The following is an 11,973-nucleotide window of genomic DNA, read 5'->3' as shown; positions in this document are numbered from 1 at the left end:
GCCGATGAAGAAGGTTTTCAATCCCTCATCCGTCCGCCGGCCGTTCGGACACTACAATCACGGCCTATTGGTGCCACCGGGCGCCTCGCTGCTCGTCACCTCGGGTCAGCTCGGCATCGGCCCCGACGAGATCGTGCCGGAGGATATCGGTGCGCAGGCGGAACTCTGCTTCGAGGCAATCAAGGCAATTCTCGCCGAGGCCGAGATGAGCTTTGCCGACGTCATCCGCATTTCCGCCTTTGTGACGAAACGCGACGATTTCCCGGCCTATATGGCGGTGCGGGATCGCTATACCTTGGATCCGAAGCCGGCCTCAACGCTGATCATCGTCAGCGGCTTCACCCGGCCTGACTTTCTAGTGGAAGTCGAAGTGACGGCCGCCAAAGTATTCTGATGAAGCAGGCCCTGTGGGAGCGCCCGCGTCAGCCGCCCTCTCCACGAGGCTCCTCAGCGCTATCGCCGATATCGCTGGCAAATTTTCGCATAAGCCGCACCAGCTCATTGAAATCGTGCTCGTCCCAGCTTGCGAAGATCGCGCGGCCCATCCGCTCGCGCGCGGCGTCGATGCGGTCCGTCATCGCTTTGCCTTTCGGACTGATGACAGCCTCGCGCACGCGACGGTCGGCGGCACTTTCCCGACGCTCGACCAGCTCCAGGCTCTCCAGCTTGGCGACCTGTCTACTGACAGTGGTGTAGTCGCGCCCGGCGCGGTCGGCGAGTTCGACAACGCCGATCGGGCCGAGGCGTTCCACCGTCACCAGCAGCGGAAACAGGGCGCGATCGAGCGAAATACCTGCTTCGCGCACCATCTGCTCGTCTCGCTGGGGCCGGTTCATCACGCTGACGATTTCGATCAAAGCCCCATGCAGTTCGCGCAGCTTTTCCGATATATGTGTATTTTGCACATTTATTGTTGACGGCATTTCGAGTTCTCCTATTATGTGCATAATACACATATGGAGAAGACAATGACACAGAATTCGACAATCGACGTGCTGATATCAGGGGCCGGCGCAGCCGGGCTGACGCTGGCGATCGAGCTGGCGCGCCGTGGTATATCTTTTCGCCTGATCGAAAAGCTAAACGACCCTTTCCGCGGCTCGCGCGGCAAGGGCATTCAGCCGCGAACGCAGGAGGTCTTCGAGGATATGGGTATCCTCGACCGGATCGTCGCGCTCGGCGGCGCCTATCCCAAGCAGCGGGAATATCGCAACGACGGAAGCTTTATCGACTCCGACGCCATGGTGCGCGAGGAGGCGACGCCTGCCGAGCCCTATCATCTTCCGCTGATGGTGCCGCAGTTTCTGACCGAGAGGGTGATGCGCGAGCGCCTCATCGAGCTGGGACACCGGCCGGAATTCGGCTGCGAGCTTATCGGTTTCGAACAGGACGAGGCGGGCGTGACGGCGCAACTCAATAGCCAATCCGGTGACGAGACCATTCGCGTCCGATGGCTGGTTGGCGCCGATGGCGGCCGCAGCGTTGTACGCCACGCGCTGGATATCGGCTTTCCCGGCAAGACGCTCGGCGTGCGCGCCATCGTCGCCGATGTCGCGCTGACGGGGCTAGATCGCGACGCCTGGCATCGCTTTGGCGAAGGCGACATGCAGCGGCAGCTGGCCCTTTGCCCGCTGGCGGGAACCGATCTGTTCCAGATCCAGGGACCGATCCCTCTCGAAGGCGAGATCGACCTATCCGCAGCGGGTCTGACCGCCTTGGTGAGGGAACGCACCGGCCGCGAGAATGTTGACGTCCAGTCGGTCTCCTGGGCCTCGGCCTACACCATGAACGCCCGGCTTTCCGACCGCTACCGGCTCGGCCGCATCTTTCTCGTCGGCGATGCCGCGCATACGCATCCGCCGACCGGCGGCCAGGGCCTCAATACCAGCGTCCAGGATGCCTATAATCTCGGATGGAAACTGGCTGCGGTCGTCGCCGGAGCCCCCGATCAGTTGCTCGACAGCTACGAGGAAGAGCGCCGCCCGATTGCCGCGGCGATGCTTGGCCTTGCGACCAAACTTCTCGATGCGCTGAAGCGCGGTGACGTCAGACGTGGCCGCGAGGTTCATCAGCTCGATATCGGCTATCCCGAATCCTCCGTCGCGCTGGAAAAGCCGGAACGCCGCTGCGGTCTGCTTGCCGGCGATCGCGCGCCGGATGCCGCGCTCGCCGGTGCGGCCGGTCAGCCAAGGCGGCTGTTCGACATGTTCAGGGGCGCCCATTGGACTCTACTCTGCTACGAGGTCGACCAGACAGTCGTGCCGCCGCGCAAGGGTTTGCACATCCACAGGGTCGGCCGGAGCGGCGACCTCCTGGATGAAAGCGGGCATTTCCGCAGCGTCTATGCCCTGACGCCGGGCGACCATGTGCTCGTGCGTCCGGATGGCTATATAGGTGCCATAGTCGCATCCGGCGCCGCTTCAGCGCTGGAAGCCTATTTCGCCAAGGTCGGCCTCGCGGCATGACTGCGGAACGTCACGATGCTGAAACCTGCTGAGCGAGCCGCAGGGGGGCCATCCGAGCGGTCGGACCGGCGGCTAACGCTTCCGGTTTTCACCTCGTCAGCCTCGGTGCCGCCAGTTCACGGCCAGAGCCTATACGGGTCCGGCCAAAGCCGCCGCGCGGCAGAGGGCGGCTGAAGACTTCATCAGAGCGCGTCGCGCTCGTAACGCGGCGTCCAGCCGCGCGCCATGCCGCGGCTCATCACTCGTTCGGCCAGCGCCAGTTGCCGGCGCAGATGCTTGCAGTCGTCGAGCAGCGAACGGATCGCCGCCTTGGCATCATCGTCATGCCAGGCGAGCACGGCTTCCACTTCCCAAGCATCATCGGGTTCCAACTGATCAGGCTTGGCCTGACGGGATTTCAAAACCGGCCGCATCAGTTCAGCGCCAGCGGCAATTGGACCGGGCGCGGCAGAGGCGGCAGCGGACGGCTGAGTTCCACCTTTTTCTGCCAGGCGGCGCGGCGCTGCTGATCCCGCTCGCGGGCGGCGCGAGAGGCTTCGACGAGGGCAAGGGCGTTGGCGATCACCTGTTCCGTATGTGTCATGACCATCTCCAATGTTCCTGTTTTGTTCTAATTTAGACTTTTAGCTGAAAAAGTCAAGCGCGACCACGAGTGTGTCTTTGAAACAGGAACTAGGATGCGCCGCTGGTCAGAATGCGGCCGCTGGTCAGTCGGCGGCTTCTATGACGGCGATGCCCGCCTCCTGCGCGGCCCTGATGAAGACGGCGCGCACATGATCCGGCGAGAGATCGCCGGTAATCGCATCCAGGCAGGCCTTGACCGCTTCGAAATATTCTTCGCCGTCATCCACCGGCCAGTCACGGAGCAGCGTTCGCGCGGCATCCCACACTGAGTTGATAACGGCATAATGGCCGAGCCCCATGGAGGCCAGGCCTACCGGTCGAAAATTTGCCGTCTGTCTCACTTTGCTACAGCTTTTCCTCATTTCGGCGAGCTAACCGATACTTTGCAATTAGCATGCCGTTGGCAGCGGCCTTCGATCCTTGGCACCATGACCGTGAAAGACACGTCTCTCCCGGCGGGATCCGGCAGGCGACGCTTGAAACGGGAAACGTCTGAAGCTTCTCGAGGGGTTCCGGAACTCTCGCTATCAGCATTAAACGACCGATTATGGTAAATATCAGACTGAACTCATTACACCCACTCATTAAAATCACCAATATCCATGCATATTCTATCGGGCGTGCAGCAACGCGTTGCCTTCTCGGAAGCAACGCCTGGCAACGATCAGGCATTGATTGTCCCGAAGGTGGACGGGAATGAATCCAGATCGTACAATGCCATCTCTCGCACGCGGCGGATCTGGGAGGACGCGCGATGCCTATCTTCATGGACCGGCACTACCTCGAAGGAACGTCAGCCGCCGAGGTTGCCCAGGCGCATCGCATGGATATCGACATTCAGGATCGATACGGCGTCAAGTTTCTGACTTATTGGTTCGACGAGCGGCGCGGTACGGCCTTCTGTCTGGTGGATGCGCCCGATGTCGAAACCGTCCACTGCGTACATCGCGAAGCGCACGGTTTCGTCGCCAATGAGGTCGTCGAGGTGGCTCTGTCGGCTGTCGAGGCCTTTCTCGGTCGCATCAATGACCCCGATCCGGCGCCGGGCCAATCCGCGCCGCGGATGGATCCTGGCCACCGGGCGATCCTGTTTACCGATATTGTCGGCTCGACCGAGATGACGGCGCGCCTCGGCGACCGCATGGGGACGGAGCTGGTCAGGGCGCATGACGCGATCGTGCGCCGGTGCCTCGGCAAAAATTCCGGCCGCGAAGTGAAGCACACCGGCGACGGCATCATGGCCGCCTTCGCGGAGACGACCGCAGCCGTCGAATGCGCCATGGCGATCCAGCAGGAATTCCAGCATTACAACGGCAGCAAGGCCGAGCCGATCCATGTTCGCATCGGGCTCGATTGCGGCGAGCCGGTCGAGGACAGCAACGACCTCTTCGGCTCCACCGTGCAGCTCGCAGCCCGCCTCTGCGCGGCCGCAGCCAGTGACCAGATCCTCGTGTCGGAGAATATATTCCGGGAATTTGGCGCCGGCGACCTCTTTGCCCACGCGACGCGCCGGCGCATCAAGGGATTTTCGAAGCCCGTGCTGGTCTTCCGCTGCGATTGGGCGGGTGCCAGCCTTGGCTAAAGCGCGTCGCGACGGGGGCGACGCGCATAGAGCCGGTGAAATCCGCTGAGACTGTTGCGGCATTCCGCGGCGCCGCGGTCGGTTATGACCGGAGATTCGGGACGCGCCGCTTATGACGTGGCAGCACGCCAGCTCAGATCGTCGCGAACAGACGTGGCTCTTCAAGCATTGCCGACGTTTCGATCGCCCATCCCCTCGAATTTGGGGCCGCTGTCGAGCATGCCCGACATCTTCAGAAAACGGCGGAAATTCTCGCGCGCGGCGCTGAGAGGAAATGCCCCCTTGGCGGTATCCCTGCACGCCTTCAGCAGAGTGTCATATGCCAGACCTCGCTTGTCCTGCGGCCACTCATCCAGAAAATCGAAGATTTCGTCAAGACTTTTGATCTCGGCGACGAAATGCTGACGATGAAGAAAAACCGGCTCGAACCGAGCTTCCGACATAGTAACCTCCCATTTATATTACTTTTTTATGGAACAATATTACTGAAAATCACCGATTTGTTCAAGGCGAAATCGCGATTAGTTCGCTAGAGAACACTATGAACTTCCTTCCATAATCGCAGAATAGCTCGAGCAGATTATCGGGATTGCAGGATCACGAGGGACGATCGCTCGATGATCGAAGCCATTTCCTATCAGATCAGCGTGATCACTCTCGCCGGTCCTCGCATCTGGTTGTATCGGCATGATAGATTGCCGAGACAAACCTCAGGAGAAGCTTAGATGACCCGATTCCTCACAATGGTCGCAACCGGCGCGATGATCGGTTTGTCCACGCTCATGTCTTCCTGTAACACCTCGCCATCGAGGCAGGACCGGGAGGATTTTCAGTATCAGCGGGATACTTCGAGGAACCCGGCCTGCGCGGGCGGCTTCAGGCCCAGCAATGCTCGCTCGTGCAGCTATTGAAAGACCGGTTCGCCGTTCAGGGGTTTGGCGCATCAGGAGGGCGACATCTTGACGATCGGGCGTTGCGCCTCGACGTGATCCGGCTCGCGACCCTCAGCGCGCACGAATTTTCCCAGTCTTCGAATTGTGTCGTTTTCGCATCACTTTCCGTAGGGTTGTAAATTCCCTCTTGGCAAGGGCGAATTGCTTCGCTACAAAACGCTACCGCTTCAGATCGAACATAAGGGAGGCGTTGAATGACATCAGCAATCATCGAAGCCTTCCCGTGCGGTATGTCCCGACGCTAGGTCATATCCATTCGCGGCTCGCCCCTAGCGCGCGCGATAAGCGGTTTTTTCTCCCTTCACAGCCCGATTGATCTGACGGGATCACTTCGTCTTCCGCGTGGCTGCCTTTTAACTCTCGATTTTGAGGACCGGTTTCCGATACCGGCCGGGCTGGTTAAAATGACTCGCAAGAAGCTCGATTTCCGCGCCGACGCCTATCGTCACGTGCTCGGCTTTGTTTTTCATCATTGGCGCCACCGTGCTGTTCTGGTGGGCGTTATCATTGTGTTGGTTGCGGCCAGCACGCTTGCCGAGGTCATGGTGCCGGTGTTTTCGGGCCAGATCGTCGATACCATTGCCGGCGGTCACGCCGCCGACGGTGCGCTCAGCGCCTTCGTCGTCGTGGTGCTCGGCCTCACCAGTGTCGTGCTGCGCTGGTTCATTTTCAACGGCATCATCCGGCTGACGCTGCGCATCATGGCCGATGTGGCCAATGACGGTTTCCACAAGGTGCAGCGTTTCTCGACCGACTGGCACGCCAACAGCTTTGCGGGTTCGACGGTGCGTAAGATCACTCGCGGGATGTGGGCGCTCGACTTGCTCAACGACGTGCTGCTGGTCGCGCTGCTGCCGTCTATCGTAATGCTGGTCGGCGCCAGTATGGTGCTCGGCAGCTACTGGCCGGTCATGGGCCTGATCGTGGCTGCAGGGTCGCTTGTCTATATCGGCGTGACTGTAGCGCTTTCCATGGGCTTCGTGTCGCCGGCGGCGAGGCTTGCCAATGCCTGGGACACCAAGCTCGGCGGCGCGCTTGCGGATGCCATCAGCTGCAATTCGGTGGTCAAGGCCTTCGGGGCTGAAAACCGCGAAGAAGCCCGCTTGCGCCACGTGCTGGGCAAATGGGACAGCCGCACGCGACGGACATGGAAGCGCGGCACCTTGAGCGGCACGATCCAGGGCATCATGATGGTATCCATGCAGGCCGGCATTCTGGGGACGGGCCTGATCATGTGGCGGCAGGGGCTGGCGAGCGCCGGCGACATCACCTTCGTGCTGGCGATGTTCTTCGTCCTACAAGGTTATCTGCGCAATGTCGGCCAGGACATCCGCAACCTGCAGCGTGCCGTCAACGACATGGAGGAGCTGGTGCTGCTCGACAGGATGCCGCTCGGCATCGAGGACAGGCCGAACGCCAACTCGATTGCGATCGGCGCGGGCGAGATCGTCTTCGATCGGGTCACTTTCCAGTATGGGGCGCACCCCGACCCGCTTTACCGCGATTTTTCGGTCACCATCAAATCTGGTGAGCGCGTCGGCCTGGTCGGGCATTCGGGCTCGGGCAAGACGACTTTCGTCAAGCTCATCCAGCGCCTCTATGACGTGAACTCGGGCGCCATTCGCATCGACGGGCAGGATATCGCCGCGGTCACACAATCGAGCCTGCGCGGCCAGATCGCCATCGTGCAGCAGGAGCCGATCCTGTTCCACCGCACGCTGGCGGAGAATATCGCCTATTCCAGGCCGAACGCCTCGCGGCGCGAGATCGAGCAGGCGGCGAAACAGGCCAATGCCCACGGCTTCATCATGGACCTGCCCAAGGGCTATGAGACGATGGTCGGCGAACGCGGCGTCAAGCTGTCGGGCGGCGAACGGCAGCGTGTCGCCATCGCCCGCGCCTTCCTGGCCGATGCCCCGATCCTGATCCTCGACGAGGCGACGTCGAGCCTCGACAGCGAAAGCGAAGTGCAGATCCAGCAAGCCATGGAACGCCTGATGGACGGCCGCACGACGCTTGTCATCGCCCATCGGCTGTCCACCGTGCGGGCGCTGGACCGGCTGCTGGTGTTCGACAAGGGCAAGATCGTCGAAGAGGGCGACCACCAGGCGCTGATCCGGCTCAATGGCGGCATCTATCGCCGGCTATTCGAACGCCAGGCGCTGGAACTGACCAAGGGGCTGGTGGCTTGAATCGAAACGCCGGGGCGGCGGCTCTGGCGTTTCTTCTCCTGCATAGGCATCAGGATTGGCGGATCGCTTCTGCGATCACCTCGAATGTGGGCGAGTTCTACCGTCTGCTGGGTAGCAGAGATAATAGGCGGGATCAGCGGATGCGGCTCACGACAGGGCGAAGATCCTGACCTCCCTGCCGATGCCCTGAAGCTCGGCCATTCGTGAGGCCGATGTGACGCCGCTGTCGCGCAGGATCTCCGACACAGTGGCATCTTCGACGATCGCCTCGGTCGTCATGATCACGTTCGGGTCGGCAAGGCCCTGGACGCGGGAGGCGATATTGACCGTCTGGCCGAAGTAGTCCTGCCTGTCGTTCAGGTTGACGGCGAGGCATGGTCCCTCGTGGATGCCGATCTTCAGCAGCAGGTCTTCGCTGCCGTGTTCGGTATTCAGCCGGCGCATCGCCTCGCGCATCCTCAGCGCCGCCGCAACCGCCCGGTCCGGGCTCGGAAAGGTCGCCATCACGGCATCGCCGATCGTCTTGACGACCGCTCCGGCCTCGGTGGCGACGATCTCGTGAAGGACGCGAAAATGCGCCCGCACCAGATCGAAAGCGGCCAGATCGCCGACACGTTCGTAAAGCGCGGTCGAGCCCCTGAGATCGGTGAAGAGGAAGGTCAGGCTGGTAATCTTCAGGCGCTGGTCGACGTCGAGCGTATCGGTCCGGTAGATGTCGCGAAAGCTCTGGTTCGTCAGCAGCCGCTTGGCCGTCAGGAACGCCCGCCTGCGGCCGAGGAGTTCGTGCAGCTCATCGCCGGCAATACAGACATTCGGCACCACCCGGCGATCGGTGTGGTTCTCGAGGGTGAGCCGCAGCAAGCCGGGGCGCAGCGTCACCGTTTCATTCAGCGCATGCCCGCGGCTGATGACCATGGAAAGATTCTGGCGCTCGTCGGTCGGCTCGCCCTGCACATCGATGAACTGCGCCGAATGGGTCACCGCATCGAAGATGATGACAAATTGCGCCGGCAGCTGCAGCGAAACGAAGGCTTTCTCGCCCGGCGCCAGCTCGATCATCTCCAGCAGAATGCGGTCGAACTTCGCTTCCAGATCCTCCGGCAGGTCGACGCCGGAGCTGAAGAAAATCTGCCGGTAATATTCGAGCGGCGGCAGCCGGTCGGGCTCGTGGGCGGCAATCCTGCGCACGCGCGGGCTGACCGTGAAGGTGACCTCGACCATTTCGTCGAGGGTCGGTTCGTATCCGGCGGCGCAGAGTGCACAATGATAGGTTTCCTGGTTGACCCCCTTGAGGGTTGCGCCGCTGTCCAGCACGCCGCCGCATCCCGGGCAAAGCACGTTCCAGGTCATCTCGAATGCGCCGATCCGGGCTGCATGCAGAAAGGCGGCGATGGTTTTTTCTGCATCGAGATGATGCTTATCGGCAAAGGCGAGCGCATTGATGCGATTGAGATCGCGATCGGCGCCGTGCTTGACGACATTTTCGATGCACTCGACCGTCTCAGGGTCAGCCGCCTGTCGCAGGCTGGCAAAAAGCACGTCCATTTCGCTCATCGAACAAGTCTCTGTGCTGACAATACGGCTGATGACGTCAGTCCAGGGATGATAACACGGGCCATTCTCAATAGAAATCGACCGGCCGGATGAGCTCGTCCCCCATCGCCCGGATCCGGCGCCGCCGCCCGAAAACCGGACGGGATCGTCCGTTTTGCAGTTGCGCCACCACCCGCGAAAATCGGTGGATCTCGCGCACAAAAAGCGAGCTTCACCGCCCCCGCTTCCGCTACAGTCACTCGTTTCGGCCTCTCGGGCCTGGTCGCAAAGGAGAAACGATGGATCGTCTCATCGGCGCGGATGAAGGGGCTCGATCGGCAGGTCGGGTCGACGAGGCCGGTCTTGCGGAGGGTCTTACGCGGGATATAACCGCGATCACGATCGGCGACTGTCTATTGGGCTACAAGGCCGTGCAGCGGCGCATGCGAGGCGGCCGCTGGAACCATTTCCGTGGGCGGACGCGCGAGATCGAAAAATTGATCAGGCATCGACATGGCGAGATTGTGCCGGAGGCGGATGACGCCTTGATCTATGCCGAGGTAATCGCCGGCCTCGCCTTTGTCGAATTCAAGGAAGGGTTTGTCGAGGTGGTTCTCGGCTGGGCGGCGCGATGGCTGCCCTGGGCCGGGAAAGCCGCAATCGAGGAAATCATCTACGAGCGGACGAGAGTGCGCTTTGCTGCCCTGACCGCCGATGCGCTCGGTCACGCCTTGCATCTCAGCTACGCCGAACGCAGCGCGCTCGACATTCGCACCATCGGCGCCTTCGACGTGCCGAAGGCGAAAAGAGCAAAACTGCAGAAGGAAAAGCGGCGCCAACGCGAACGAAGCCGAAAGGAAGAGCAGCGGCGGGCCGCCGGCGCCGTTTCCAGGGCCGAATATCTCGGCAATTCCCTCAGTGCAGCCCGCCCTTGGGAGGCCTTCGGCATCAGCCGCCGCACCTGGGAGCGCCGCGGCAAACCGATGCCGGAGCCAATGCCAGACGGCGCGCCGATTTCGCTGGCCGCTTAGCGCTGCGGCTGTTCCCCTATTAGCGAGGCGGCCCGAACCAGGTGCTCATCGCTGCGTCGAGGCCATTCCCGGATCCCTCGCCTACCCATGCGACGTATCCGTCAGGCCGGATCAGCACCGCAGTCGGCGCCGCAACCGCCCCCAGCGCCGGCAGCTCCCACAGCCCATCATAGCTGGCCTCGACCAGAGGCACGCGGCCTGACCATGGCCCGGTGTCGAGGCTGCCGCGCGAGGCGAGGTTCAACAGCACCGGCCTCGCCTCTCTCAACAGGGTGAAGAGACGAAAGGGGCCGTCCGGCGTGACCAGATCGAGATCAGGCATTCGGCGGCCGAGCAGCGGATGCCCCTCGCCGAAGTCGTATCGGATGCCAAGTCCGGACATTTCGGCAGCGATCTTCTTGCGCGCCTCCTCCAGCCCAAGCAGTTCCAGCACGACCTCTCTGAGAGCCTCGGTGCGATCATCGGTCCGTTGCAGCGCGACCTGGGCCATCGTCGTGCGCAGCACGCGGGCGGCGACCGGATGGCGCTCCGCGTGATAGGTGTCGAGCAGGGCTTCGGGCGATATGCCCTTCACCACCTGGGCAAGCTTCCAGCCGAGATTGACGGCATCCTGCACACCGGTATTGAGGCCCTGCCCGCCGACCGGCGAATGCACATGCGCGGCGTCACCCGCCAGCAGCGCCCTGCCCTTGCGGTAGACCTCCGCCTGGCGCGACATATCGGTGAACCTTGATATCCACTTCAGGCCGTGGATCCCATAATCGGTTCCGCAGGCGGCGATCAGCGCTTGCTTGAGATCGTCAAGCGTCGGCTCGCCTGTGCCCCCGGCAGTCTTTTCCGTAACCATGACATTGATCGGACCTTCGCTGGCGAAGACCACCTTGCCGTCGCGGATTTCATATTCCTCGCGGCCGAAGGCATGCATGCCGAGCGCCGTGCGATGGACGCCGAGCGGCGGCTCCTCCTCCATCTCGGCCTCGGCGAGAATATTGCTGGTCGTCGCGTCCCATCCCGGAAAGGCAATGCCCGCCAGCTTGCGAACCAGGCTGCGGCCGCCATCGCAGCCGACGAGATAGCCCGCCCGCAGTGACGTACCATCGGAGAGTTCGAGGGTGACGCCGGTGTCGTCCTGCTCGAAATCAGTCAGTTCGCGGCCGCGATAGATCGTCACCGGCAACTCGCCGACCCAGCCGGCGAGGATGCGCTCGATATGCTTCTGCCGCAGCGCCAGCCCATAATTGTGCCGCGTCGGGAAATCGCTGATATCGAGCCGCGTGACCGCAAAGCCAGTGACCTGGGCGATCTGGCCTTCCGCCAGGAACCGATCGATGATGCCGCGCTGGTCGAGAACCTCGAGCGTGCGCGAACTCAGACCGCCGGCACGCGAACCGACGATCTCCTGGTTCTCGCGCCGCTCGACGACGGCGACATCGACACCCGCCAGGGCCAGTTCACCCGCCAGCATCAGCCCCGTCGGCCCTCCTCCCGATATCACGACCGCATGTTCTTTCATCCGTGAACTCCTCTGTTCACACTTCCGAGCGCAAAATCCGCCATAGCGGGCCGACCCGGCGCGTTGACCTTCCCCGATTT

At 62.1% G+C, this 11,973-nt stretch carries 12 protein-coding genes; 5 read left to right on the top strand and 7 right to left on the bottom strand.

Features of this window, described 5'->3' with window-relative positions; genetic code table 11:
• Positions 1-4: 4 nt before the first annotated feature.
• Positions 5-394 carry a RidA family protein gene (locus tag NXC14_RS10620; protein WP_085778103.1) on the top strand — a complete coding sequence of 130 codons (390 nt, stop codon included), beginning with the start codon at positions 5-7 and terminating at the stop codon, positions 392-394.
• Between the two features lie 28 nt (positions 395-422).
• Here NXC14_RS10620 and NXC14_RS10615 read toward each other — a convergent pair whose 3' ends face one another.
• Positions 423-923: a MarR family winged helix-turn-helix transcriptional regulator gene (locus NXC14_RS10615; RefSeq protein ID WP_085778102.1), complete on the bottom strand. Its 501-nt coding sequence runs from the start codon at positions 921-923 to the stop codon at positions 423-425.
• A gap of 45 nt (positions 924-968) precedes the next feature.
• Between NXC14_RS10615 and NXC14_RS10610 the strand changes: the two genes are divergently transcribed.
• Positions 969-2,465 (top strand): FAD-dependent oxidoreductase, encoded by a 1,497-nt coding sequence (locus NXC14_RS10610; RefSeq protein WP_085778101.1) that lies wholly within the window; start codon positions 969-971, stop codon positions 2,463-2,465.
• Positions 2,466-2,647: 182 nt separating this feature from the next.
• Here the strand turns inward: NXC14_RS10610 and NXC14_RS10605 are convergent, their stop codons facing one another.
• From NXC14_RS10605 to NXC14_RS10600, 3 genes are all read right to left on the bottom strand, one after another.
• Positions 2,648-2,878, bottom strand: a complete 231-nt coding sequence (locus tag NXC14_RS10605) for a hypothetical protein (protein WP_085778100.1) — start codon at positions 2,876-2,878, stop codon at positions 2,648-2,650.
• Positions 2,878-3,048 carry a hypothetical protein gene (locus tag NXC14_RS32390; RefSeq protein ID WP_164517744.1) on the bottom strand — a complete coding sequence of 57 codons (171 nt, stop codon included), beginning with the start codon at positions 3,046-3,048 and terminating at the stop codon, positions 2,878-2,880. The genes NXC14_RS10605 and NXC14_RS32390 overlap by 1 nt, the downstream gene beginning before the upstream one ends.
• 124 nt (positions 3,049-3,172) lie before the next feature.
• Positions 3,173-3,430, bottom strand: coding sequence for a DUF982 domain-containing protein (locus NXC14_RS10600; RefSeq protein ID WP_085778099.1), 258 nt, complete (start codon positions 3,428-3,430; stop codon positions 3,173-3,175).
• Between the two features lie 413 nt (positions 3,431-3,843).
• Here NXC14_RS10600 and NXC14_RS10595 point away from each other — a divergent pair, with 413 nt between their 5' ends.
• Positions 3,844-4,671 (top strand): nickel-binding protein, encoded by an 828-nt coding sequence (locus NXC14_RS10595; RefSeq protein WP_085778098.1) that lies wholly within the window; start codon positions 3,844-3,846, stop codon positions 4,669-4,671.
• A gap of 161 nt (positions 4,672-4,832) precedes the next feature.
• Here NXC14_RS10595 and NXC14_RS10590 read toward each other — a convergent pair whose 3' ends face one another.
• On the bottom strand, positions 4,833-5,114 hold the full coding sequence (locus tag NXC14_RS10590) for a DUF982 domain-containing protein (protein WP_085778097.1): 282 nt from the start codon (positions 5,112-5,114) through the stop codon (positions 4,833-4,835).
• A 914-nt stretch (positions 5,115-6,028) separates the two neighbouring features.
• On the opposite strand from NXC14_RS10590, the gene NXC14_RS10580 reads away from it, so the two are divergent.
• The gene (locus NXC14_RS10580; protein WP_085778095.1) at positions 6,029-7,816 is read left to right on the top strand and encodes an ABC transporter ATP-binding protein; all 1,788 of its coding nucleotides are present in this window, start codon (positions 6,029-6,031) and stop codon (positions 7,814-7,816) included.
• 147 nt (positions 7,817-7,963) lie between these two features.
• Here the strand turns inward: NXC14_RS10580 and NXC14_RS10575 are convergent, their stop codons facing one another.
• Entirely contained in the window at positions 7,964-9,370 is a 1,407-nt protein-coding gene (locus NXC14_RS10575) for an adenylate/guanylate cyclase domain-containing protein (RefSeq protein ID WP_085778094.1), read from the bottom strand.
• Between the two features lie 278 nt (positions 9,371-9,648).
• On the opposite strand from NXC14_RS10575, the gene NXC14_RS10570 reads away from it, so the two are divergent.
• Positions 9,649-10,380: a hypothetical protein gene (locus NXC14_RS10570; RefSeq protein ID WP_085778093.1), complete on the top strand. Its 732-nt coding sequence runs from the start codon at positions 9,649-9,651 to the stop codon at positions 10,378-10,380.
• Between the two features lie 19 nt (positions 10,381-10,399).
• On the opposite strand, the gene NXC14_RS10565 is transcribed toward NXC14_RS10570, so the two are convergent.
• The gene (locus NXC14_RS10565; RefSeq protein ID WP_085778092.1) at positions 10,400-11,893 is read right to left on the bottom strand and encodes an FAD-dependent monooxygenase; all 1,494 of its coding nucleotides are present in this window, start codon (positions 11,891-11,893) and stop codon (positions 10,400-10,402) included.
• Between the last annotated feature and the right edge of the window lie 80 nt (positions 11,894-11,973).

Source organism: Rhizobium sp. NXC14 (genome assembly GCF_002117485.1).
Lineage (GTDB): Bacteria > Pseudomonadota > Alphaproteobacteria > Rhizobiales > Rhizobiaceae > Rhizobium.
The sequence above is the reverse complement of the archived record's forward strand: the minus strand, read 5'-3'. Positions and strand labels throughout refer to the sequence as shown.

Excerpts from the sequence above, each read along its gene's own strand:
- NXC14_RS10610 (WP_085778101.1), top strand. The coding sequence starts at position 969 with ATGACACAGAATTCGACAATCGACGTGCTGATATCAGGGGCCGGCGCA.
- NXC14_RS10615 (WP_085778102.1), bottom strand. The coding sequence starts at position 923 with ATGCCGTCAACAATAAATGTGCAAAATACACATATATCGGAAAAGCTG.
- NXC14_RS10590 (WP_085778097.1), bottom strand. The coding sequence starts at position 5,114 with ATGTCGGAAGCTCGGTTCGAGCCGGTTTTTCTTCATCGTCAGCATTTC.
- NXC14_RS10605 (WP_085778100.1), bottom strand. The coding sequence starts at position 2,878 with ATGCGGCCGGTTTTGAAATCCCGTCAGGCCAAGCCTGATCAGTTGGAA.
- NXC14_RS10620 (WP_085778103.1), top strand. The coding sequence starts at position 5 with ATGAAGAAGGTTTTCAATCCCTCATCCGTCCGCCGGCCGTTCGGACAC.
- NXC14_RS10580 (WP_085778095.1), top strand. The coding sequence starts at position 6,029 with ATGACTCGCAAGAAGCTCGATTTCCGCGCCGACGCCTATCGTCACGTG.
- NXC14_RS10570 (WP_085778093.1), top strand. The coding sequence starts at position 9,649 with ATGGATCGTCTCATCGGCGCGGATGAAGGGGCTCGATCGGCAGGTCGG.
- NXC14_RS10565 (WP_085778092.1), bottom strand. The coding sequence starts at position 11,893 with ATGAAAGAACATGCGGTCGTGATATCGGGAGGAGGGCCGACGGGGCTG.
- NXC14_RS10595 (WP_085778098.1), top strand. The coding sequence starts at position 3,844 with ATGCCTATCTTCATGGACCGGCACTACCTCGAAGGAACGTCAGCCGCC.
- NXC14_RS10575 (WP_085778094.1), bottom strand. The coding sequence starts at position 9,370 with ATGAGCGAAATGGACGTGCTTTTTGCCAGCCTGCGACAGGCGGCTGAC.
- NXC14_RS32390 (WP_164517744.1), bottom strand. The coding sequence starts at position 3,048 with ATGACACATACGGAACAGGTGATCGCCAACGCCCTTGCCCTCGTCGAA.